28 protein-coding genes are annotated in these 20566 nt (G+C 64.9%); 19 read left to right on the top strand and 9 right to left on the bottom strand.

Translation table 11 applies throughout. From position 1 onward, the window contains the following. Positions 1-3 precede the first annotated feature (3 nt). The 3 genes from LX13_RS02945 to LX13_RS02935 all read right to left on the bottom strand — a co-directional run bounded on the left by LX13_RS02945 (position 4) and on the right by LX13_RS02935 (position 1833). Positions 4-324: a WXG100 family type VII secretion target gene (locus tag LX13_RS02945; RefSeq protein ID WP_253659800.1), complete on the bottom strand. Its 321-nt coding sequence runs from the start codon at positions 322-324 to the stop codon at positions 4-6. A gap of 180 nt (positions 325-504) precedes the next feature. Beyond that, entirely contained in the window at positions 505-657 is a 153-nt protein-coding gene (locus tag LX13_RS02940) for a hypothetical protein (RefSeq protein WP_253659799.1), read from the bottom strand. 153 nt (positions 658-810) lie between these two features. Then, positions 811-1833 carry a GAF domain-containing protein gene (locus tag LX13_RS02935; RefSeq protein WP_253659798.1) on the bottom strand — a complete coding sequence of 341 codons (1023 nt, stop codon included), beginning with the start codon at positions 1831-1833 and terminating at the stop codon, positions 811-813. A 78-nt stretch (positions 1834-1911) separates the two neighbouring features. Between LX13_RS02935 and LX13_RS02930 the strand changes: the two genes are divergently transcribed. Next, positions 1912-2547 carry a GNAT family N-acetyltransferase gene (locus tag LX13_RS02930; RefSeq protein ID WP_253660547.1) on the top strand — a complete coding sequence of 212 codons (636 nt, stop codon included), beginning with the start codon at positions 1912-1914 and terminating at the stop codon, positions 2545-2547. Between the two features lie 4 nt (positions 2548-2551). Here LX13_RS02930 and LX13_RS02925 read toward each other — a convergent pair whose 3' ends face one another. From LX13_RS02925 to LX13_RS02915, 3 genes are all read right to left on the bottom strand, one after another. Continuing rightward, positions 2552-3328 (bottom strand): hypothetical protein, encoded by a 777-nt coding sequence (locus tag LX13_RS02925; RefSeq protein ID WP_253659797.1) that lies wholly within the window; start codon positions 3326-3328, stop codon positions 2552-2554. Then, complete coding sequence (locus tag LX13_RS02920; protein WP_253659796.1) at positions 3318-4535, bottom strand: TY-Chap domain-containing protein; 1218 nt, start codon at positions 4533-4535, stop codon at positions 3318-3320. Before LX13_RS02920 ends, LX13_RS02925 begins: the two co-directional genes overlap by 11 nt. 98 nt (positions 4536-4633) lie before the next feature. Next, a complete protein-coding gene (locus LX13_RS02915; protein ID WP_253659795.1) occupies positions 4634-5098 on the bottom strand; it encodes a hypothetical protein in 465 nt (154 codons plus the stop codon). A 205-nt stretch (positions 5099-5303) separates the two neighbouring features. Here LX13_RS02915 and LX13_RS02910 point away from each other — a divergent pair, with 205 nt between their 5' ends. The 9 genes from LX13_RS02910 (at position 5304) to LX13_RS02870 (ending at position 10735) form a co-directional block, all read left to right on the top strand. Continuing rightward, positions 5304-5750, top strand: coding sequence for a helix-turn-helix domain-containing protein (locus LX13_RS02910; RefSeq protein WP_253659794.1), 447 nt, complete (start codon positions 5304-5306; stop codon positions 5748-5750). 53 nt (positions 5751-5803) lie between these two features. Continuing rightward, positions 5804-6142, top strand: coding sequence for a DUF1801 domain-containing protein (locus LX13_RS02905; RefSeq protein WP_253659793.1), 339 nt, complete (start codon positions 5804-5806; stop codon positions 6140-6142). Between the two features lie 80 nt (positions 6143-6222). Further along, positions 6223-6714 carry a peptide-methionine (R)-S-oxide reductase MsrB gene (gene msrB, locus LX13_RS02900; protein ID WP_253659792.1) on the top strand — a complete coding sequence of 164 codons (492 nt, stop codon included), beginning with the start codon at positions 6223-6225 and terminating at the stop codon, positions 6712-6714. Then, positions 6711-7259, top strand: a complete 549-nt coding sequence (gene msrA, locus LX13_RS02895) for a peptide-methionine (S)-S-oxide reductase MsrA (RefSeq protein WP_253659791.1) — start codon at positions 6711-6713, stop codon at positions 7257-7259. Before msrB ends, msrA begins: the two co-directional genes overlap by 4 nt. Before the next feature lie 190 nt (positions 7260-7449). Then, complete coding sequence (locus LX13_RS02890; protein ID WP_253659790.1) at positions 7450-7920, top strand: SAV_915 family protein; 471 nt, start codon at positions 7450-7452, stop codon at positions 7918-7920. Continuing rightward, positions 7913-8218 carry a DUF6317 family protein gene (locus LX13_RS02885; RefSeq protein ID WP_253659789.1) on the top strand — a complete coding sequence of 102 codons (306 nt, stop codon included), beginning with the start codon at positions 7913-7915 and terminating at the stop codon, positions 8216-8218. Before LX13_RS02890 ends, LX13_RS02885 begins: the two co-directional genes overlap by 8 nt. After that, entirely contained in the window at positions 8215-9540 is a 1326-nt protein-coding gene (locus LX13_RS02880; RefSeq protein WP_253659788.1) for a hypothetical protein, read from the top strand. The genes LX13_RS02885 and LX13_RS02880 overlap by 4 nt, the downstream gene beginning before the upstream one ends. Positions 9541-9623: 83 nt before the next feature. Next, complete coding sequence (locus LX13_RS02875) at positions 9624-10100, top strand: hypothetical protein (RefSeq protein ID WP_253659787.1); 477 nt, start codon at positions 9624-9626, stop codon at positions 10098-10100. 233 nt (positions 10101-10333) lie between these two features. Further along, positions 10334-10735, top strand: a complete 402-nt coding sequence (locus tag LX13_RS02870) for a hypothetical protein (protein ID WP_253659786.1) — start codon at positions 10334-10336, stop codon at positions 10733-10735. Between the two features lie 329 nt (positions 10736-11064). Here the strand turns inward: LX13_RS02870 and LX13_RS02865 are convergent, their stop codons facing one another. After that, the gene (locus tag LX13_RS02865) at positions 11065-12159 is read right to left on the bottom strand and encodes an alkene reductase (protein WP_253659785.1); all 1095 of its coding nucleotides are present in this window, start codon (positions 12157-12159) and stop codon (positions 11065-11067) included. Between the two features lie 171 nt (positions 12160-12330). On the opposite strand from LX13_RS02865, the gene LX13_RS02860 reads away from it, so the two are divergent. After that, on the top strand, positions 12331-13617 hold the full coding sequence (locus LX13_RS02860) for a hypothetical protein (protein ID WP_253659784.1): 1287 nt from the start codon (positions 12331-12333) through the stop codon (positions 13615-13617). A 6-nt stretch (positions 13618-13623) separates the two neighbouring features. Then, positions 13624-14157, top strand: a complete 534-nt coding sequence (locus tag LX13_RS02855; protein WP_253659783.1) for an NADPH-dependent FMN reductase — start codon at positions 13624-13626, stop codon at positions 14155-14157. Here LX13_RS02855 and LX13_RS02850 read toward each other — a convergent pair whose 3' ends face one another. Then, entirely contained in the window at positions 14158-14496 is a 339-nt protein-coding gene (locus LX13_RS02850) for a WXG100 family type VII secretion target (RefSeq protein WP_253659782.1), read from the bottom strand. A gap of 96 nt (positions 14497-14592) precedes the next feature. On the opposite strand from LX13_RS02850, the gene LX13_RS02845 reads away from it, so the two are divergent. The 3 genes from LX13_RS02845 (at position 14593) to LX13_RS02835 (ending at position 16818) form a co-directional block, all read left to right on the top strand. Then, positions 14593-15531 (top strand): Rv0964c family protein, encoded by a 939-nt coding sequence (locus LX13_RS02845; protein WP_253659781.1) that lies wholly within the window; start codon positions 14593-14595, stop codon positions 15529-15531. A gap of 67 nt (positions 15532-15598) precedes the next feature. Next, the gene (locus LX13_RS02840) at positions 15599-16297 is read left to right on the top strand and encodes a hypothetical protein (RefSeq protein ID WP_253659780.1); all 699 of its coding nucleotides are present in this window, start codon (positions 15599-15601) and stop codon (positions 16295-16297) included. Positions 16298-16341: 44 nt separating this feature from the next. Further along, positions 16342-16818: a hypothetical protein gene (locus LX13_RS02835; RefSeq protein WP_253659779.1), complete on the top strand. Its 477-nt coding sequence runs from the start codon at positions 16342-16344 to the stop codon at positions 16816-16818. Between the two features lie 16 nt (positions 16819-16834). Here LX13_RS02835 and LX13_RS02830 read toward each other — a convergent pair whose 3' ends face one another. Then, positions 16835-17383, bottom strand: a complete 549-nt coding sequence (locus tag LX13_RS02830; protein ID WP_253659778.1) for a hypothetical protein — start codon at positions 17381-17383, stop codon at positions 16835-16837. Between the two features lie 99 nt (positions 17384-17482). Between LX13_RS02830 and LX13_RS02825 the strand changes: the two genes are divergently transcribed. From LX13_RS02825 to LX13_RS02810, 4 genes are all read left to right on the top strand, one after another. Next, positions 17483-18265, top strand: a complete 783-nt coding sequence (locus tag LX13_RS02825) for an acyl-CoA thioesterase domain-containing protein (protein WP_253659777.1) — start codon at positions 17483-17485, stop codon at positions 18263-18265. Next, positions 18262-18954 (top strand): HAD family hydrolase, encoded by a 693-nt coding sequence (locus tag LX13_RS23380; RefSeq protein WP_253659776.1) that lies wholly within the window; start codon positions 18262-18264, stop codon positions 18952-18954. Before LX13_RS02825 ends, LX13_RS23380 begins: the two co-directional genes overlap by 4 nt. Positions 18955-19081: 127 nt before the next feature. Continuing rightward, positions 19082-19573, top strand: coding sequence for a hypothetical protein (locus LX13_RS02815; protein ID WP_253659775.1), 492 nt, complete (start codon positions 19082-19084; stop codon positions 19571-19573). 103 nt (positions 19574-19676) lie between these two features. After that, entirely contained in the window at positions 19677-20414 is a 738-nt protein-coding gene (locus LX13_RS02810; RefSeq protein WP_253659774.1) for a hypothetical protein, read from the top strand. The last annotated feature ends 152 nt before the right edge of the window (positions 20415-20566 follow it).

Raw genomic sequence — 20566 nt, 5'->3', positions numbered from 1 at the left:
GGCTCACAGCTCCATGTTCAGTTGGCTGCCGGTCTGACCGATCGACGAGGTGTTGGCGGATTCCTGGTTGCGGTAGCTCGTGGCGCTCGACGCCAACAGGCCGGCCGTGCTGTCGAGACCTCCGACAACGTCCTTCGCGCCCTGCAACCACTGCTCCCAATCACGCCGAAATGCGTCAGCCGCTTGGCCCTTCCAGCCGCCGTTGAGCAGCGAGTCCACGCGCGACGTCAATGACGCGATCCGTTTGTCGAGAGAATCCGCCGATGCCCGCACCCCCGCTGACGCGTGGGTCAACTCCTCTGGTGTCACGCTCAACTGCGTCATCTGGCCCCTCCGCGACAACTGGTCATCCGTGCAGGTCGATAGCAGACCTTACGGGATTTCTTGCCGAGAATCATTACCTAGGGTAAAAGCAGACATTTCGGACGCGGTGTCTCGAGTGCCGGGCTCATAAGCCAACCAATCGCGAGACTGCCGCTGGGATAACGGTTTCAATGCCAGTCACTACAGCAGCGCGGACACGTGTCGCGCCGCATCGATCGACAACGGGTCGTCGTGCAGTGCGGCCAGCGCGAGCCGGAGTCGTCGAACGTACTCGGCTGTGGCCTCGGTGTCGTCGCTATTGTCATCCGTGCGGGTTTCCAGTGCGGTGAACATCGGTGGACCTCGAATCGCATGTCGGACGCCGCCGGATATGTGTCAGTGGCGTGGTCGATCAGATCGTGTCGTCCGAGCCGTCGGGGACTGGCGCCGGGAAGGAGTCCAACCGTAAGGCGGCAGGCTGCGGCATCGCAAAGGATATTGCGAGTGTCACAGCCCCGGATGTCCGTCATCGTCGACGGGCACCGGGTCGGGCTCGTCCGATGTCCCGCGCTCGATCATCGAGATGATCAGCAACGGCGGGTCTGATCCTTCGACGAGCTCTCCGACAGCGTCGACCACCAGCCACCCGCCCTGCTGCCGTCGCAACCGGATGGTGTTGAGTTCGCCGCGTCGACTGGAGCCGTCGAGCACGGCTGCGGCCACGACGAAGATCCGTGCGACATCGTCGGGATGCGGGGTATCCCGGTTGTCGCGCTGACCTTTCCACGCAACACCCGCCGGCGGATCTGTCAGCCACCGAAGCACCCGCATCTTCGACACGTCCATGACCACGACGTGCACGTTCGACATCCGCGCCACCGTCGACATCGCCATCGATTCGACTGGTGCCGCCGCCGGCGCGCCGGGCACCTCGAACACCACTCCCGAGAGACCCCGGTGCGCCGTTGCCGGGATGAGGTTCGCGACGGCGGCAACCGGGCCGTCGGGACGACGCAGTGTCGCCGGGCCCGACCATTCCGTCGGTTCATTGGCGAGCATCGCCTGGACCAGGCCCAGGGTGTCGTCGACCTCGACGAATCGAAGCGCGTCGGCGCTGGTGACCCCCGACTCGCGCACTTCGACCAGCGGCCGCCCGACCAGAGCCCCCGCGCCGGCCGGCGTTCGGAAGACGCGCTCGTCGGTGTCCCAGTCGAACGCGACGGCGGCAGGCGGATTGGAGTCATCGGCACCCCCGGTCGACAACCACGCCGCCCGCAAACGTCCGGTCGGCCCGGCGACGGGGCGGCACCGAACGCCGTCAACCTCGAGATCGCCTGGAGTCGGGTCGGCTGTTGCGTCGGCCCAACGGTCGACTGCGCCGGCGATCTCTCGGGCCCGTCGGGTGCCCACCGCATCGACAAGCGCCCGGCTCAACGACGTCCGCTGCCGGACGCGACCTCCTCGGAACAGGACCGTCGGCGACCCGGGTTCCCGCAGGTCCACCAACGTCCACCCGGCGCTACTTACCATGGCTAAAAGTTACGGCATCGCGACGTGGAGTGGGCTTCCGCAGGCACGGCGGGCTGCGGCACAATCTGCACCGTGACGATGCGCGCGCCCGGACCCCATCCGCAGGTGCGCACCGCCACTGACCGTTCCGAACTCGACGCCTGTGCGCGCATCCTGGCCGAGGCGTTCGCGCAGGACCCGCTGATGGCGTCGATCTGGCCCGACGACCAGCGCCGCCGCATCGCGCTCGTCGGGTACTTCACGGCGACGATGCGTCACGAACACAGCCGTGTCGGCGTGGTCGACTACCTGACCGACGATGCCGGGCACCCGATCGCCGTCGCCGCGTGGGACGGTCCGAATCGTGGCAGCACGATGGCCGGTCTCGGTCGGACAGTGCGCGCCGCACCCGGCATGCTCAGCGCACTGCGTGACCGACTCCCGGCCGGGATCAGCGTCCGACAACGGCTCGACGCCCACGAGCCGACGGATCCGCATTGGACACTGGTCAACATCGGTGTCGCCACGGTTGCGCAGAAGCAGGGCCACGCACGCGCGCTGCTCAAGCACCGGTTGGCTCACATCGACGTCGATTCGCTCCCCGCGCACCTCGTGTGTACTCGGGCGGAAAACGTTGCGCTATACCGCCGTTTCGGATTCGAGGTGTCCGACGAGTTCGCCCTCGCCTCGGGTTCCCCTCTGTGGTCGATGGACCGTCAGTCGAACCCGCGGTAACGGCTCACCACCCGTGATCGCATATCCCACAAAGGAACCGATCATCCTCGCCGGTGACGACACAGCCGCCGGAGATGGTGCCGTATGGCGGCGGGCCAGGCGGCATCCCCATCAACCTCTTGTAGGTCCGGCGAGCGTTGCACCTCGGGCAGGCCGGGCGGTGACTGAACATCAACTCGTCAAACGTTGGGCCGAGCGGTTGATGCAGGATGTCGTGGCAACTCGGGCACACCACCACCGGCTCGTCCTCGGCGTCGAACGGCCAGCCCGCGCTCACGTGCTGCTGGTACCGCGGTCCGAAGCCGCCCTCCCAGTCCTTTCCGCAGGCGGTACATCCCCAGAGACGGCCTTCCCGAGTCGTGTCCATGCGGTCGGCGCCGGAGCACGCATTCGCTACGTCGTACCAGGGCGTCGGACTTTTCGACTCAGTGTCAACGGCTTTCAACACCGCGGCGCCTTCGGTCCGATGCAGTGTGCGCGGATCAATCGAGAACGGGAACCCGACGCGCTTCTCGATCGCGGCAACGGCGATCGCTTCGAACAGATGTGGCCCCGCAGGCGCGAGATCCCAATCGTCGTCGGAATCCATTCGCAGGACGGACACGTCGATGATTGCCGGTTCACGCGCATCGACCACCGTGATCACGGTGTCGCCGTCGGCGACGTGGTCGGGGAACGACCACCACGTGCGATCTTCTTCCCCGGTATCGCGGTTTCGCGACACCGCCTCCCACGGTGTGGCGAACACGACGTGGACGGGCCTGTGGGGATCAATGGTCATTGGTCGCCGCCTTTCTGGCCTGCAGTTCGGCGTAGTAGCGGCGCCGACGGTCGAATTTCAATACCAGACGCAGTGCGGCCAGCAACAGCTTCATCGTCGACAACCATTTGTCGGTCTCGCGGGAACACGCCTCGACCTCGTCGGGATCGTCGGCCTCCTCGCCGTAGCGGCTCCACTTCCCGCGTTCGCGGTTGCAGACCTTGATGCAGTCCATGAGGGTGCGACGGTTGAGGTCGCACACCTGCGCGACCTCGTACGCACTGGTCGGACCGTCGTCGATCAAGTGGAGCACGACCACCAACTGGTCGGGCAGAGCCGGCGAGTCTTCCTCCTCAGCTTCGGGTTCGGGCTTCCACGCCAGTCGGGGAGTGGCCAACTCCTCGCGGATCTGTGGAACGTCCTCGATGACGAAGGCGATCCACTTCTTCGCGGCCGAGGTGAGGTTGGCGTCGTAGAACACCGAGCACTCCAGGCGCAGCGACGCGTACACATTGCTCTCGATCAGACGCAGCGTGATGCTGGGCCAGCGCGCGGCCCGCGTCGCGATGAAGTGCGCGGCCTCGAATGCGTCCGGAACCGACGAGACGATGCACGCGAAGAACTCGATGGCCGGCTCGTCGGTACACATGCGCATCCAGGACGAGATGTCGCCGGTGGGGACCCGGATGTCACCGTCGTCGTCGATGCTGATGGGGTGACTGACCTGTCGTGCAAGCGATTCGAGCACCAGACGTCGCAGGTCATCAGGATCGTGCGGGGTGACGCCGACCGGCATCGACGGCTCGCGGCCACCCGCCCGCTCACCACCCACGAGGAACGTCGGGTGGACGACCTCCCAGATCTCGCGCAGCGCGCGCACCGCGGTGGCCGACAGTTCGTCGATGCGACGTCGACCGCACTCGATGATGATCGGCCGGTCGCGGGCCTGTAGCGGACGAAACCCCATACCGAACAGCTGACCCATCTGGTCGAGCCGGCAAATTTCGGTGGTGTGCAGATCCGAGACGGCCACAGAACAGCGGACCCGGCGTGAGCCGTTGACGGTGAACGTCAGCTTCCCGTGCGGACCGCCAGGGAACTCGTCGGTGGACTGCACCACGGTGTACTCGTCGCCCTGGTCGAGCTGCGACAGCTGGTCGGCCAGACTGATGCGGAAGGCGCGCCAGGCGTCCTCGACGGACACGTCGAAATCGAAATCGGTGAGCATGGCGGCTCCTTTCGCAGGGCGGTCGGCGAGCAGCTCGGACGACCGGTAGAGAGGGAAGAGTACGGCTGGGGTGTGACAGATTTGGGGAGGCGAGCCGGTCACCATTCGTCCCATTCGCGCGGCGGTGGTGGCTCGTTCTCGATCCCGAGTCGTCGCAGTTCAGACCAGCTGACACGTCGCGACTCGATGCCCGGCCAGCGCATGATCAGCAGAGTCCTCAGGTACTTGCCGACGATCGCTTCGAGGACCGTCTGCGCGGCAGCGATCTCGCGTCCGTGCGTCTGCGAATGGCGGATCACCCACTCGGGCGCCTCGGCGAATCCGGCCCACGGGGACGGGCGGTCGGGGAGCGCCGCCAGTGAGCCCCGGATGGCCTCGTCGAGCATGCGTTCTTCCGACATCGGCGGAAGGTCCAGCTCGAGTGAACCGTCGACTCCGGTCAGTTCGCCGGCGACGGCGTCGACGAACTCGCACCAGTAGTCGTGCTCATCGCTGGTGACGTCCCGGGTCTTGACGTAGCCGGCGACGAGCTCGTCGAGGCCTATTGTCTGGGGTCCGTTCATGGCTCCTCCTGATTCGCTGAGCGGGCACGCTCGCGCGCACCCAAACGAGGGTCGGAGCGTGTGATGGAAAGGGTTTCGGCTCTGTGAGCGAGAGCGGGCGAGTCGTCCGCCGTTGATCTTGACCCTTCACCGGTGACGGTAGCGGGAGGGTCTGACAAACGACCCGACCCTTGATTTTGCATGTCTCATGAGAGAAGCTCGGCTGGTGAACTTGAAACACGGAATCCCTGAACCCTGGGCCACCGCGCTGACCGAAGCCGGCTTCATCAGCCCGTGGGACACACCGAGCATGAACCGGCTGTCCGAGGCGACTGGCATCCACGTCTCGACCATCTCGCGAATCATCAAGGGCCGAAACCTGAAGGGGCCCACGTACGACGTCATCACAAAGTTGGCTGCGGCATTGGGGAAGCCGCCCCGCGAACTGGGAAAGTGGATCGACGCGGCGTGGGCCGAACTGGAGCCTTACAACCCGCCGGCTGTGTCAGCACTGTTGACCAATGAGCAGCGGGCCTCGGTCGACATGATCATCCGTGCCTTCGCTACATCGAACAAAGCCGCCCAACAGAACGCCGCCAGGGCAGACGAGATCGCGGCAAAGATCGCAGCCATGCCGCCCGCGCCGAAGACACGGAGTAAGAAGACCACGTGAGGTCACCAGCAGACGCCGCGGTGCCGACGACCACCCGAGTATCGTGACCCGACATGGCTGACTGGCGCGAAGACACCGTCGAGAAACTGCGGCGCCTGATCCTGGGTGCCGAGGACGGCATCGTCGAGGAGATCAAGTGGCGCAAACCGTCGAACCCCGACGGAGTGCCGACCTTCTCCCTCGACGGTCTCATCTGCACGCTCGAGACCTACAAGGACAAGGTGAAGCTCACGTTCGCGAAGGGGGCGTCGCTGCCCGACCCGCAGTCGCTGTTCAACGCCAGCCTCACCGCCGGCACGCGCCGGGCCATCGACATCAAGGAATCGGATTCGCTCGATTCTGACGCGTTCACCGCCCTGATCAGCGCCGCCGTAGCCGCCAACCGCAGCTGAGCCCCGTCTCGGGACCAAATCGCGGCGCTCGTGCGTTGGAGTAGTTGATGTCGCAGCCAGCGGCGTCAAGGGAGGTATCGATGACCACGAAGTACCAGAAAACCGCCGACGCCGTGAACGGGCTGACCCCCGTCCAGTACCGCGTCACCCAGAAGGACGGGACCGAACCCGCCTTCTCCAACGAGTACTGGGACAACCACGAGTCCGGCATCTACGTCGACGTCGTCTCGGGCGAACCGCTGTTCTCCTCGCTCGACAAGTACGACAGCGGCACCGGCTGGCCGAGCTTCACCCGGCCCATCGAGGACGACGCGGTGACCACCAAGAGCGACCGGAAGTTGCTGATCAAGCGCACCGAGGCGCGCTCGGCAGGTGCCGACAGCCACCTCGGGCACATCTTCAACGACGGTCCCCGCGACGCCGGCGGACAGCGGTTCTGCATGAACTCCGCGGCGCTGCGTTTCGTCCCGGTCGACCAGCTCGAGGCCCAGGGCTACGGCGACTACGTCTCGCTGTTCGCGACCGATTCCACCACCCCAGGTTCGACCACCACGGAGGAGCACTCACGATGACCACTGACACAGGACAGATCACCTCGCGCCCGGGCACCGAGACCGCCGTTCTGGCCGGCGGGTGCTTCTGGGGCGTCGAAGACCTCATCCGCAAGCAGCCCGGCGTGCTCGACACCCGTGTTGGCTACACCGGCGGCAGCAACGATCACGCGACGTACCGCAACCACCGCGGTCACGCCGAGGCCGTGGAGATCGTCTTCGACCCGTCGAAGACCACCTACCGCGACATCCTCGCGTTCTTCTTCCAGATCCACGACCCGTCGACGAAGGACCGTCAGGGCAACGATGTGGGGTCGAGCTACCGGTCGGCGATCTTCCCGGTGACCGACGAGCAGGAGCGCGTCGCCCGCGACACCATCGCCGATGTCGACGCGTCGGGACTGTGGCCCGCCAAGGCCGTCACCACGATCGAGCCCGCGGGCCCGTTCTGGCAGGCCGAGCCGGAGCACCAGGACTACCTGCTCAACTTCCCGGGCGGCTACACCTGCCACTTCGTGCGGCCGGGTTGGGTTCTGCCCAAGCGCAGTGAGGCTGCCTCGCAGTAGCTCTCGGCATATGTGACTGACCACGCGTGACAAGCGCCCACCGTTCCTTCGGGATCGGTGGGCGCTTTCGTTGTGGCGCCCACGGGTCCGGTTCTTGCACGCAGGGAGCCGAATCGGACAGTTGTATGCTTCGTTAACCATTCAGCTCGACAAGCGTGGGGGAGGCCGTAGCGTGTGGGAACCGGGGCAGATGACGTCCGCGCAGATGCAGGACGAATGGTTTGAAGTGCATGGGTGGGCGGCCACCCCTCCCACCGACGTGGTCGCGCAGTGGCGTGCGACTGCCGCAGCCGAGACGGCTCACTCTGCCAACGATGGCGTTGTCGCCCCACCGGCACCCGCAGATGTTTCGACCGAGATCGGCGTCGGGTTGCCGGACGCGCTCGTCGTACCCGCTCACCCGCATGTCGACGGCTCCGCTGGATTCGGTGTCGAGCTCATCGAGATAGACGGAACACAGGTGGTCGTCGGGTACACCAGCGTGGACAAACTCGTCGCTCAGCTCGGATCGTCGCAACCGTGGGTGGCCATGACAGCATCCGACATTGCCGCCACACATGCCACACGCCCCATCGTGGTCGACCCCGCCCCGGGAATAGTGCATGTCAACTGGTCCGACGAACGCCTCGCCGCTCTACGAAAGGTTCTCACTGATGGCTGACTTCTCTGTGGTGCTGAATGATCTCGCCTCGTTGTCGACCCGTTTCTCCAACTCGGCCCGTTCTTACGAGACTGCGGCGAGCAAGCTCAACCCACCCGCCGCCGCATCGGGTGACGCCGGCTGCGATTCGGCGATCCACGCGGTCATGGACATGCTCACGATCCTGAACTCCTCGATGACCGCATCGATCGACGATCACGCTGCCAAGCTGAAGGACGCACGCGACGAGTACGACCGAACCGAGGACATCAACAAGAACCGTTTCCTGTGGGACAACCTCAACGAGGACTTCAAGTGAGCTGGGTCGGCGGTGACATCCCAGGACTACAAGCCATGGGTCGGACGTTGCAGGGGGCGCCCGGACTGATCGAACCGATCGTCACAGACCTGACGACCGACGTCGACAAGTTAGGAAACGATGCGTCGTGGTCGGGCGATGCGGCAGGCACGTTCCGCAAGTTGTGGTCGTCGGATGCGTTGCGCGCTGGCGGGATCGGCGTAGTTGCCGGCCAAGCCGGTGACACAATTGCGGGCCTCGGCGATCAGCTCGCCGCGCTTGACGCCGCGTTGTACAACGCAGCACACGAGGCGGCGTCGCGCGGTGCGCAGATCGGCGCCGACGGCCGTCCGCTCCCGCTCGTCATCACCGGAGACGCGACCACGCCGGCGGCAGTCGCTGCCATGCAGGCGCAGGGCGACTACCAGGCTGCCTTCGACGAGACCATGCAACTCGCTCAGGGGTTTCGACTCGACGCCGCGAGCGATCTGGCGGCGCTGATGGAACCGATAGCCGACGATGAAAGCGGCGAAAGCGGTGAAGGACTAGACCTCGAAAAGGCCACCACGATCGGCGACTATCTGAAGGCGTTCTACGTTGTGCCGAACGACCGCAACGCCTCGGTGTCGAAAAAGCTGCCGGACCAGATTAAGAACTCACGCAACGAGTTCCGTGATCTGCGCAAGCAGCTCAAGACCGAGAAGGCCGCCTACGCGGACAAGGGCCTGTCGATTCCCAAGGACAACCTCGCCCGTCTCGACCACCTGTCGGCCTCGCGGGAACTGAAGGAGATGAGCGGGAAACTCGCGGACGCCCAGGTCGGTAAAGGCGAGTTTCCGATGTCGCAGATTCTGAACACCAAGATCGGTGACATCGAAAAGGCCGTGCCGGGGGCCACGAAGGCGCTGCCCAAATCGCTGAACTTCCTCAAGGAGATTCCGGTCATCGATGTGGCGGCGTCTGGTCTGGTCGCCGAGATTCAGGCGGTTGAGGACCATCAGAAGGGCTGGAGCGAAACCACCGCGCACGCCAACGATTACGCAGCCGCCGCAGGTGGGCTCGCGGCAGGAGCGGCAACCGTTGCAGGGGTCGCCGCGCTCCCGTTCGAGGTTCCTGCTGCTGGCGTAGCGCTCGTAGGTGGGGCAGTTGTGGTCGGCATTGGAGGTCTGGGATACAACGCGTTTCATGAACACTGGTCTGAAGACGTGCACGATCACGGTGTGGTGGCTGGGATTCTGCACGGCACCGGAAACACTTTCGCCAACACGGGCAGCGACATCGGCGACATGGGCGTCAGCGTGGGGCACGCAGCGAAGTCTGTGTGGAAGTCGGTTTTTGGGTGACGACTACGGGCTCGACACGATCGATCAAGTACTTCGGAACCAGCTGGGAGAAGCGAGGATTTCGCTATTGGCGTTTGCGGGCGATGGCGACAGCCTTCTGCCTTTTCCTGTTGGCGATGTCTGGCTGGGCCGTATCCATCCTTTTGTCCCTGGTTCTGACCAAGATGCACGGAGTCGGTCGGGTTGTGTTGTTCGCGATCTTGATGATGGCGATTGCATGGAGTGTTGCTTATGGCTTTTCGCTGACTCGTCGGACGCCGGTCGAGAAGGCCTTGGGTGTGCCGCCGATCATGCGCTCGCGTTCGAGCAGTGAGTCTCGAGAACGCGCGGGATGGGCTGGGGTGGGCGCAGGAATAGTGGCGGGACCCCTGGTTGTGGTGGCGCAGATCCTCGTCGTCGGCACGTTTGCTGCTTTGGTTTTCACCTCACTTCAGCGCTACATCTCGATCGAGGAATTCGAGGCCGCAACGGGAAAACGGGTGCCACGCCGAAAAGACGACGACTATGCGAGCCTGGCTATTGTTCGACGTCGTGGTCGCTCCAACCATCGGGGTGGATGATGGTCACGATGTTTGGTCAGAGCAGGAGACGCGACTTCTGGTCGATTAGATCCGTTTTCCACCATGCCCTCTGAGGTGGACGCGAGATCGGCGTGAGTGAAGTACGCCCGCCGAACGCCACAGAGATTCGACTCCTCGGTACGACGTGGGTGGACCGCGGCCCACGGTATTGGGTGCGGCGTGCGGGATTGGTGGTCCTGTGGACCGCAGTGTTCGCCCTGTCGTGTTGGGGCGTGGGCATCGTCATTTACGTCATCGCGACGTCGGCGTCAGGTAGTGCTCGGGCGTTCATTTTGGTTCTCGCCGCAACCGGCGTGCTGTGGAGTTTCTACTGGGGGTTCGGGTTACTGAAGCGGACGGACGAAGAAAAAGAGCTGGGTGTACCCATGATCATTCGCTCCGGGACGACGCCCGAGGCACGAGATCGTGGTGGCTGGGCGGGCGTGACCGCGGGGATCGTGGCAGCCCCAGTAGTTCTCTTCGCACAAATCTTCGTTGTTGGAGCCGCTGCAGCCCTGGTGATTTCACTTTTGCAAAAATACATCTCGATCGAGGAGTTCGAGGCCGTCACCGGTAAGAAGGCGCCGCGCCGAAGAGCCAAGCCGAAGCTCTGGTCGAAGCCTCTGGGAAAGTAGCGTCATGGCGTGCTGTCGAGGGTAGAACTCGCGGCCCGGACTTCACGTAGGCGAACAGTTCGTCGAGCAACACACTGAGCGCGGCGTAGGTCTCCCAGGTGTCGGGGATCTCGTAGGTCGAGTCGTAACGAGAGAGTGCCGGCACCGCAGGGATCGATCCCAGGTACGTGTTGTCGTCCCTGGAGATGGTGTGCCCCTGCGGTGTGACACCGGTGTCGATCACCGGTCTCAACGTCAGACGCGGGAGACGTCGTGAATGTTCGCGCCTGAACGTACGAAACACCCACCGACCATGACGGGCGATGGGTGTTTCGGTGTTGACCTGTGCGTCAGGCGTTCTGGGTCTGCAGCGACGGGTAGTCGATGTAGCCCTCGGCGCCGTTGGCGTAGAAGGTGGCCTGGTTCGGCTCGGTGAGGTCCGCGCCCTGCTTGAGGCGCTCGACGAGGTCGGGGTTGGAGATGTACCAACGGCCGACCACGACGGCGTCGGCGGTTCCGTCGGCGACGATCTTCTCGAGCTGCGCGAAGTCGGACTCGATGGCGAAGCCGGTGTTGAGCAGGAACGGCACCGTGATCTCGGGGCGCAGCTGCGCCAGCACGGGGTCGGTCGGCTCGATGAGGAAGTGCACGTACGCCAACGGGATGTCGGCGATGGCGCGCAACAGTTCCTGGTGCACGGGCACGGTGTCGGCCTCGTCCATGCCGTTGGCCTTGTGGCCGGGGCTCAACCGGATGCCGACGCGGTCGGCACCGATCTCGTCGACCACGGCCTTGACGACCTCGATCACGATGCGCGCACGATTTGCCGGCGAACCGCCGTACTCGTCGGTGCGCTGGTTGCTGTCGTCACCGAGGAACTGGTGCAGGAGGTAGCCGTTCGCGCCGTGGATCTCGACACCGTCGAGTCCGGCATCGATTGCGTGGCGAGCCGATTTGCGGAAGCCGTCGACGACGCCGGCGATCTCGTTGGTCTCGAGTGCGCGCGGGGTGACCAGCGGCTGGCTGCCCTTGGGGGTGTGGGCCTTGCCCTCGGCGGCGATGGCCGACGGGGCGACGGGGTCGCCACCGGGGAGGTCGGGGTGCGCGACGCGGCCGACGTGCCAGGTCTGGACGAAGATCTGGCCGCCCTCACCGTGCACGGCCTCGGCGATCTCGGCCCACTTGGCCTGCTGGGCATCGTTGTGAATGCCGGGGGTGTTGGCGTAGGCGCCGCCCGAGGTGGCGCTGGACTGGGTGGCCTCGGCGATCACCAGGCCGGCGCCCGCGCGCTGGCGGTAGTACTCGGTCTGCAGATCGGTGGGGGTGCCGTCGGACTCCGCGCGCAGGCGGGTCAGCGGCGCCATGAACACGCGGTGCGAGGTGTGGATGACGCCGGAGTCGAACGGCTGAAGCAGCGGTGAATCGGAATTCAGTGTGAAGGCCATGTACGTGGCCAACACGGTGGGGGGCGGGCGCAGTCCCGTATGCGACGCACGTCACCCTCGGGTCGGGCAAAACGATCACGGCTGTTTCGACGCCGCGGAAGCCGAACTCGGCGATGTCGACCACTCGGTGACCCCACCCGATATCGTCCAATTCGTGTCGAAAAGAACGCGATGAGCCGCCTGGAGATCTCTGACAAGCACCGGAAGGCATTGGCCGAACTGGGCCAGTATCCGCTGCTCGACGCCATCGTCGGCCGACGTTCGCGTCGCTTCCCGGTCGGAGGCAGCATCCCCGACGGGCCATTGGCCTACGAGTCGACCGAGGAACCTCGCGCGATCACCGAGGTCGAACGTGCGCTCATCATCAGTGTGCTCGCCGGCGTGACGGGCTGGAATTACGGCATCACCCGACATCGCGGGTATGCCCCGAACGTGCCCAACTATCCGGGCTCGGCGGGCGGTCGGACGTTCCCGTCGGCGGCGGCCTTTCACACGAGTCAGCTGTTCTTCACCGACGACTCGGGCACCTACTTCTTCGGCTCCCGGGACGCGGCCCCGCAGATCGAACGTCAGGACGAGCCCGCCGACCTCGCATCGTGGATCACCTCCACGGCCGACGGGTACCGGCAGCTGTCCGACACCCGCCTCGTCCTGCCGCGCGAGGAGCCCTACATGGAGGGCCACAACACCTGGATCGCGAACTGGCCCGGCAGCCTCCTGGCGTTCCCGGTGGCCGACCTCTCCGAACACCTCGTCGCGAATCTGAACTTCTTCGCCGCCAACGGTTACGTCATCTACGACGACGTGCACAACACGGCAGTTCCCGGGATCGAGAAGTTCAGCGGTCTGCGGAACTTCGACGACCCGATCCCGCTGTCGTTCGTCGAGCAGTACACCCTCGCCGAAGCCAGCGCAGAGCTCGCAACCGCCACCAACACCGGCGTCCTGCTGCTGCAGGCACTGGGGCTGGGCGGCTGGACCTTCGACGGCCTCGACCGTCTCAGCGTGCTCGGCGCCAGTGGCGATCCGCGCGGACCGGGACTCGGCTTCTCCTACGACACCGACGATCGGTGGCCGTTCCCGAACGCAACCGGGCTCGAGGGCGTCTTCGAGACGCTGGTGCCGCCGTTCGTGGATTCGGTTGCCGCGGGGGTGGATCGGTATTACGAGCGCAAGTTCGGCCCCGGGGGACCGGGCAACCCCGCTACACCCGGCCCGTGGTCGGACACCCCCAAGGTGCGGGCCGACTACCTCCCGGCCGATGGGCTGCAGGAGCTCGTGACCCTGCAGGCCGAGTACATCTACTCCCGCTTCGGCAAGCTGCCGGGGACCGTGCCGACCGTGCACGTCCTCATGTACCTGCAGGCGCAGAACCTCGACCGCGGGTTCTACGACCAGAAGTTCGGCCCCGCAGCCTATCTCCCCACCCACGCCCGCCACGACGACGTCTGGAGCTGAAACCCTGTGTCTGACCGCAACCCACTGAAGGTGACCGTTGTCGTCGGTAACCCCAAGCCGCAGTCGCGGACACGCACCGTGGCCGAAGCGCTCCCGCCGGCGCTGCTGGCGGAGGGGTCGTACGACGTCGAGGTCCTCGAACTCGCCGACATCGCCGGTGAGTTGTTCCATTGGGGATCGGAGAAGGTCACCGCCGCAAAGGAGTCGGTGGCGGTGAGCGACCTGGTCATCTTCGCGACGCCCACCTACAAGGCGTCCTACACCGGGCTGCTCAAGGCGTTCCTCGACCAGTACAGCACCGATGGACTCAAGGGAGTCGTCGCTATCCCGCTGTTCACCGGTGGCGACCTCACCCACTCACTCGCACCGCAGACCACGCTCGCTCCGCTGCTGTTGGAGCTGGGTGCCGCGATCCCCGGTCGCGGACTGTATTTCGTCATCGACAACCTGCCCGACCTCGACGACTTCATCGCCAAAGCGGCCGTGGACTACTCGGCTGTGTTCGCGTCGTTGACGCGGGTGGCGGGGTCTTTGCGCTGATCAGTGGTCCATGTTCAGCTTGGGCTTGTTCCCGTGGTCGGCCTTGGCGATCTTCTCTGCATTCTTCTTCTCGGTTTTGGCGTACCGGTCCGCGGCGTTGTTGATGTTCTTCGACTCCCTCGCCAGCCGGGATGTCACGCTGCCCTTGTGTTCGCGTAGTTCGCCGATCGCCTTCTCCAGAGCTTTCTTCGAGTCGCCGACCCAGCCGCCGGATCGTGACTGCAGATCGGTCTCGGCCTTCGACGCGGCAACCGACACGTCGGTTTCCCAACCGCTGAGTTGCTGTGCAGCGTGTCGCAAATCCGACGAGGTGACCTTCAGGTCTTCTTCGGGTGGCATGACTTCGACGTCCCTCCAGGCTGTCTGCGTACATCGGTACAGTAACCTCCTGACCGAATCAGGGCATTTCGGTGAGAAGCGAAGGGGACGTCGACGGTGGCAGACCTGCAGGTGGCTGACATAGCGCGCTGGGATCCGCATTCGTTGGCCGACGTGGCCACGGATTGCCAGAAGCTCGCTGTCGCGTGCAGCGATGCCACCGGCCAGCTCGAGCGGATGCCCGTGTTCGAGACGTGGGAAGGGCTCGGCGCCGGAGCATCCAAGACCCAGCTACGGCACGCCAAGCTCAAAGCCGATCAGTACATCGCGGCCGCGAAAATCTTGGGCGGTGCGGCAACGATCGCGCAGGGTCCCGTCGAGGGTCTTCGTCGAAGTCTTGACGTGCTGCGCTCGGATGCAGGGCAACACGGGCTGCGGATCATCGACTCGTCGTCCACCGTCGCGGTGGCCGTGTCGACCGCGGGCTGGGACGACGACGAGATCAAAGAGCTCAACGACGCGCTGACCAAGCTGCAGGATCGCGTCAACAAGTTGGTCGAAGAAGCCAACCGCGTCGACGACGATCTCGCCAAGGCGTTGAAGAACTTGGATGACAAGAAGAAGGACTCCGTCTGGGACCTCAGCGCGAATGACGTCAACTCGTTTGTGGTCGGCGAGCTGGTGGCGGCAAAGACAGACCTCATCGGAAAGTACGGGCTAAAGGCCCTGGAGAACGTCGACAGCAGCCTGAAGCCGTGGCTCAAGGAGATCGATGTTCTCAAGGTGACCCGCCTCGGAGTGGCTGGGAACGTGGCCATGATGATCCCAGCGATCATCAGCGATGTCGGAGGCGGCGACTCAGTGCCGGTGGCTGTAGCGAAAGAAGGTGGCGGTGTCGCAGCGGGCATTGCCACGGGCGCTGCAGTCGGTATGGCCGCAGGGTCCGTGTTGCCCGGCCCTGGCAATCTGGTGGGCACCGTGGCCGGCGTGGTCATTGGGGGCCTCGTCGCCACGTACACATCAAAAGGGATAGGGGCGCTACTCAGCGATGATTGACCACACAGCGTTCACTTGGCGGCGAACCGCGGCCTACAGAACCAGGAGTTTTGGCGGCCCGGCGATCATGGCACTGATTGTCGTAGTCATCGGGATTCTGGCGATCGCATTCCAGGATTATTGGATCCTGTTGTTGGCTCTTGCCTTCGCCGCAACAGCGGTTCCGCCACTGTTGGCCCCTGCGCCGCGGGTGACACTGACCAAGGCAGGCGTCGAGATCGAGCAGCGGAAACCGCTCCTCAACTCGCACGTGTTGTTTCCGGTGGCGATGACCATTGGTGCAGTTGGTGTGACGATTCAAGCCGTCGTAGGTTCGCCGACCGGGGGGAACGCACGTTTGCCCTTCATCGCAGTCGCCGCTTGGGTCTTGGTCGCTCTGACGCTTCGGAATGCTGTGGCGTACCGCGGGAAACTCGTGGTCGAACCCAACAGCGTTTCTGTCCCTGGTCGCTTCGAACTCACCGTTGATGGAATCCACGCCAACCTGGTGCAACAGCGCAAACTGGCGTTCCCCTACCTCGAGTTGACCAATGACGCGTCCGAATCAAAGCCCCAGCTGATATTTCCGACGATGTGCTACGGGCTCGAAGCCAATTCGCTCACTTCGACGGTGCTCCATCTATCGGAGACCGACCCCGCCAGCAGGTCGTCGTACAGCCCGGAACTGATCCGGGAGATGTTGCTGTTCAAGCCGGATCGCGAAGTTGCAGTGGGCGACAGTATCGAAGTTCGTGTGGTCGCCCAACCGCGAGCCACGACACCGTGACAGGTGCGTTCGACACGTCCGCGTTGGGTCACCCCCAAGCGCTGGTGACTCTGGTCGAGCATTTCGACGAGACGGGTCTCGCAGTGGCCGGACTGCCGGACGGCTGGCGCAAGGTGCGCCGAGATGCGGACCTGCTCACCGTCTCCGACCTCTGGCTGTCGGAGAGCGAAGCGGAACTCCAGGAGTCGCTGACGCCGTCGGAACGGTTTGTCTCGAACGCGATGGCCACCGCGTGGCGTCTCTCCGACCTACCGGTTCCCGCGGACCACCTGTTGCAGTTCGCCGAAGCGATGACTCTCGGAGTGCCTGGTTGGGAGTTGCGGGAGAGGGTCGCCGACACCCGTAACGACCATGGCGTGGTGTTGCTCGGCACGCTTGCGTCACCGTTCGGCCCACTGGTGTCGAACGCACACTCGGTGGTCCTCCCCGTCGGCGACGATCAGTACGTGCTCGCCCAGCTGGCGGTCACGGCCCGTCCGGATCGCGACATCAACCTCGACGCCCTACGATTGGTGCCCTGAGCTCTCCGGTCGAGCGTCAGCGTTCCGTCGGGGGCAGCGAGACCAATCGGTCGTCGTGCCCACCCCCTCGGCAGGCGTCGGCAAACAAGACCGCTGCCTCGATGTCTGTATCGAACGCGTGCAGTTCGTCATACGAGATGCGAAAGTACCGCCATTCCTCGGAGCTGTGGCCGGAGCCCGCAGGTATCGAGAGGTACGGCCGTCCCGACTCGACGTCGATCCCGAGTGCGACTCCGCGCGGAAACGACGTGAATGTATCGAGGTAGGTGATGGCGGCCTGGACCTCGTCGGACTCGTCCGGCATCCGGGGTGACCCGCGATTCCACTCGGGCTCGAGAACAAATAACTCGTCGTGCTCTCGTCGGCGGCATTCGTCGGCGAACGATTTGGCCAGGCGCGGGTCGTTTGCCAAGGTGGCGTACTGCTCGGCGGAGATGCAGTAGTGCTCGGTGTAGTCGACGTGTCCGGTGCTGACGGGGATGCCGAGGCTGTACAGCGACGCATCCCGGTCGAACTTGAGCGTGAATGCGCCGGCTCGACTGAAGTACCCCGGGTGAAATCCCACGCGTCCACGCTAGCGGCCGCGTCGGTCTGAGCAGACGCATCCGACCACGACCGTGACTGCGCGAACTGACGTCGGCGGGCCACGTGAGAACCTGAGATCGTGAAACCGTTTTTCGAGGTCATCGATCATCAGGGCTCCGTCGCCTACCTGGCGAACGAGCACGCCGTCGGCGCGTGGGGTCCGGGGCAGGTGGCCGGCCCCGCCATCGTCGGACTGCTGGCGCAGGTGCTCGAAGCGGAGCAGGGTGAGCCCGAGTTCCTCCCCGCCCGCACCACCTTCGAGCTGCTGCGCCCGTTCGTGCAGAAGCCGACGATCATTCGCACCGAACTGGTCCGCGCGGGACGGCGGATCAAGGTCGCCCGCGCCGAGGCCATCCAGGACGAGAAGCTGGTCGCGAGTGCAGTGTTCGTGCAGTACCGCATCTCGGAGAACGCGCCTGGCGAGCGATGGCGTGCCGATGACTCGGTGCCGTTCCCGCCCGACGTCGATTCCGATCCGGACGCCACGACCTGGTACCACTCCGACACCGCCGGCTGGACCCACGAACTCGAACCCCACCTGAACGCCGACCGCTCCACCGCCTGGTGGAACGTCCTACCGATGACCGCGGACCGGCCGCCGAGCCCGTATGTGCGCGCGGTGACGACGACGGAGTGGACCAGCCTGGTCACCAACCTCGGCACCGAGTGGGTCGGCTACATCAACGGCGACCTGACCGTCGCGCTGTCCCGACTGCCGGAGGGGGAGTGGGTCGGCGTGCAGGAGGCCTCACACCTCGACTCCGCCGGAATCGCCGTGGGAACCACCACCATCTACGACCGCAGCGGACCGATCGGCTCGGGAATGATCACCGCGCTCAACAACATTCAGGCGTTTAAGTGAACCGCCGTCCGAAGGTCGCGTTCCTCGACGTCAACGAGACGTTGTCGGATCTGCGGTCCGTGGTCGGCGCCTTCGAAGCGCAGGGCCTGAGCGCCGAACACGTCCGCACCTGGTACCTGTCGGTGCTGCGTGACGGCTTCGCGTCCACCGTGCTCGGTGACAACCCGGGCTACGCCGCCATCGGGCAGGAGATCGCCAAGTTCCTGATCCGCGAGGTCGATCCGGCACGCGACGACGACGCGGTGGACGACGGCGCAGCGGCGATCATGACGGCAATGGTTGCGGCACAACCACACTCCGACGTCGTGCCCGGCCTGGTTGCGCTCGCGAACACCGGTGTTCGGGTGATGACACTGAGCAACGGGTCCGCCGATGTGGCCAAGAAGCTGCTCGGGTCGACACCCGCCGACGCTGCCGTCGAGAAGTACCTGTCGGTGATCGACGCGGGAGCGTGGAAGCCCGCGCCTGCGTCGTATCGCCACGGTCTGATGGAGTCAGGTGTCGCTGCGGCGGATGCCCTGATGGTCGCCGTGCACCCGTGGGATCTCGAGGGAGCACGACGCGTCGGGCTTCGGACCGCGTGGATCAACCGGTCGGGTGCGCGCTGGCCGAGCCTGTTCGCTCCACCGGACGTCGAGGCCGAGTCGTTCACCGCGCTCGCACTCGAAATCGGGCAAACGGCCGACTGACCTGATCCGCATCGCCGATCTTGTTGTCAGTTTGCTGTAGATGTGGCCGGTGAATGCTCGCCGACGACGATTCCGTGGCAACGTGCACGGTGTGGTGCTTACTTTGCTGAAGAAGAGAACTGGTCTGATGGCGGCCGCTGTTGGGTCGTCGATCGTGCTCGGCTGTGCGCTTGCGGCGCCGGCCCAGGCGGACAGCCCCGGAACGGTGATCGCCGGAGTCGCGAACGGAGGCGTGGCCCTTGCACGGGGTGCAACGTTGTTGCACACCAACAAGTTCGGAGAGTACGGCTGCGAGGACTTCGTCGACGCCGCCTACGGTCGAACCACTGCGAACGGGATCCCGCACGACGGAGCGATCGCCTTCTATCGGCAACTCGCCGCTAAGGGGCAGGGCCACGCGTCGCTCCCGGCTCCACCGGGGGCCTTGGTGTTCTCCCAGGGCGAGGACGGCGGACACGTCGACATCTCTGTGGGCAACGGCCAGTACGAGAGCGGCGGCATCCAGGGCTTCGCGCCTGGCTGGGGCGACGGCACCGACAACCAGATCCTGCCGTCGGCGAACCTGGGGTCGTGGAAGTTGGTCGGCTGGGCCTACGCGCCGTGGAGCAGCATCGGCTGAGTCCGATCGGTTCCGTCGCTAACTGCTGACCTGACTCGCGCGCTCTGTCGCACAACCGACCGGATAAGGTCCCGTCAGTTGACGTCGGAGTTGAGGAGCAGGGATGCGGTCGAGCAGTTCGTTGGTGGCGGTTGCTGTGGTGGCCCTTGGGCTGGTGGCCGGATGTTCGTCGGGGTCGTCGGGCGATGATTCTGCCTCCACGGCGACGGCGCAGTCCGGTGCCGCTGCGTCGCAGCAGGCGGATGGACCGTTGTCCGACTTCTTGCTGACGGCCTCGGACGTCCCGGTGGGCTATACGCAGATGAGCGTTCCACCCGCGCAGGCCGCCGCGGCGGCGCAGTCGATTCTTTCCAGTTCCAAGGACTCCAAGGTCACTCCCACAAGCTGCCAACCCGACCTGTCGGGTGCATCGGCAGATTCCCTCGCGAAGTCGGCGACCGCGATCTTCTCCAATCAGTCGGCGGGAGATCTGATCGTCAGCGTGGCCGTTCCCGACACGAAATATGTCGACAACTACCGCACGTTCAATCTGGGATCGTGCGCGAAACACCAGGTTGCCGGCGAGATCAACGGGCAGGCGTTCACCGGTTCGATCACCGCCAAACAGCTCGATGTTCCGACGCCGGGTATCTCGGGCGCGCTGGTGATCCAGCAGGACGTGGCGTCCAAGCTCGCGGGTGGTCCCGAGTCGCCTGCGCAGAGCTCCTTGATCGCGTTGCTGCCTGTGAAGGGTACGACAGTGCTGGTGTCGCAGAAGAGCATTCTCGGTACGAAGGTGCCGTCGCAGACCGAGTTCGCCACCGTGGTCGCGGCCGCGGCAAAGCGTGCTGCGAACGGCTGAGTTCGTCGTACTGCGTGCCGATCCGCTCCACTTTCGGCGATCCGCTCCGGTTGCAACCGGAGCGGATCAACACAACCGGAGCGGATTGCCGGAGTGAAACACCACCACAGCAGAACACCCCGCCGACCGATGGTCGACGGGGTGTTCTGGTG

This window comes from Williamsia maris (genome assembly GCF_024171815.1).
Classification (GTDB): domain Bacteria; phylum Actinomycetota; class Actinomycetes; order Mycobacteriales; family Mycobacteriaceae; genus Williamsia_A; species Williamsia_A maris.
This window is presented reverse-complemented; position numbering and strand designations above follow the sequence as displayed.

Excerpts from the sequence above, each read along its gene's own strand:
- LX13_RS02945 (WP_253659800.1), bottom strand. The coding sequence starts at position 324 with ATGACGCAGTTGAGCGTGACACCAGAGGAGTTGACCCACGCGTCAGCG.
- LX13_RS02940 (WP_253659799.1), bottom strand. The coding sequence starts at position 657 with ATGTTCACCGCACTGGAAACCCGCACGGATGACAATAGCGACGACACC.
- LX13_RS02935 (WP_253659798.1), bottom strand. The coding sequence starts at position 1,833 with ATGGTAAGTAGCGCCGGGTGGACGTTGGTGGACCTGCGGGAACCCGGG.
- LX13_RS02930 (WP_253660547.1), top strand. The coding sequence starts at position 1,912 with ATGCGCGCGCCCGGACCCCATCCGCAGGTGCGCACCGCCACTGACCGT.
- LX13_RS02925 (WP_253659797.1), bottom strand. The coding sequence starts at position 3,328 with ATGACCATTGATCCCCACAGGCCCGTCCACGTCGTGTTCGCCACACCG.
- LX13_RS02920 (WP_253659796.1), bottom strand. The coding sequence starts at position 4,535 with ATGCTCACCGATTTCGATTTCGACGTGTCCGTCGAGGACGCCTGGCGC.
- LX13_RS02915 (WP_253659795.1), bottom strand. The coding sequence starts at position 5,098 with ATGAACGGACCCCAGACAATAGGCCTCGACGAGCTCGTCGCCGGCTAC.
- LX13_RS02905 (WP_253659793.1), top strand. The coding sequence starts at position 5,804 with ATGGCTGACTGGCGCGAAGACACCGTCGAGAAACTGCGGCGCCTGATC.
- msrB (WP_253659792.1), top strand. The coding sequence starts at position 6,223 with ATGACCACGAAGTACCAGAAAACCGCCGACGCCGTGAACGGGCTGACC.
- msrA (WP_253659791.1), top strand. The coding sequence starts at position 6,711 with ATGACCACTGACACAGGACAGATCACCTCGCGCCCGGGCACCGAGACC.
- LX13_RS02890 (WP_253659790.1), top strand. The coding sequence starts at position 7,450 with ATGACGTCCGCGCAGATGCAGGACGAATGGTTTGAAGTGCATGGGTGG.
- LX13_RS02885 (WP_253659789.1), top strand. The coding sequence starts at position 7,913 with ATGGCTGACTTCTCTGTGGTGCTGAATGATCTCGCCTCGTTGTCGACC.
- LX13_RS02875 (WP_253659787.1), top strand. The coding sequence starts at position 9,624 with ATGGCGACAGCCTTCTGCCTTTTCCTGTTGGCGATGTCTGGCTGGGCC.
- LX13_RS02865 (WP_253659785.1), bottom strand. The coding sequence starts at position 12,159 with ATGGCCTTCACACTGAATTCCGATTCACCGCTGCTTCAGCCGTTCGAC.
- LX13_RS02860 (WP_253659784.1), top strand. The coding sequence starts at position 12,331 with ATGAGCCGCCTGGAGATCTCTGACAAGCACCGGAAGGCATTGGCCGAA.
- LX13_RS02850 (WP_253659782.1), bottom strand. The coding sequence starts at position 14,496 with ATGCCACCCGAAGAAGACCTGAAGGTCACCTCGTCGGATTTGCGACAC.
- LX13_RS02840 (WP_253659780.1), top strand. The coding sequence starts at position 15,599 with ATGGCACTGATTGTCGTAGTCATCGGGATTCTGGCGATCGCATTCCAG.
- LX13_RS02815 (WP_253659775.1), top strand. The coding sequence starts at position 19,082 with ATGGCGGCCGCTGTTGGGTCGTCGATCGTGCTCGGCTGTGCGCTTGCG.
- LX13_RS02810 (WP_253659774.1), top strand. The coding sequence starts at position 19,677 with ATGCGGTCGAGCAGTTCGTTGGTGGCGGTTGCTGTGGTGGCCCTTGGG.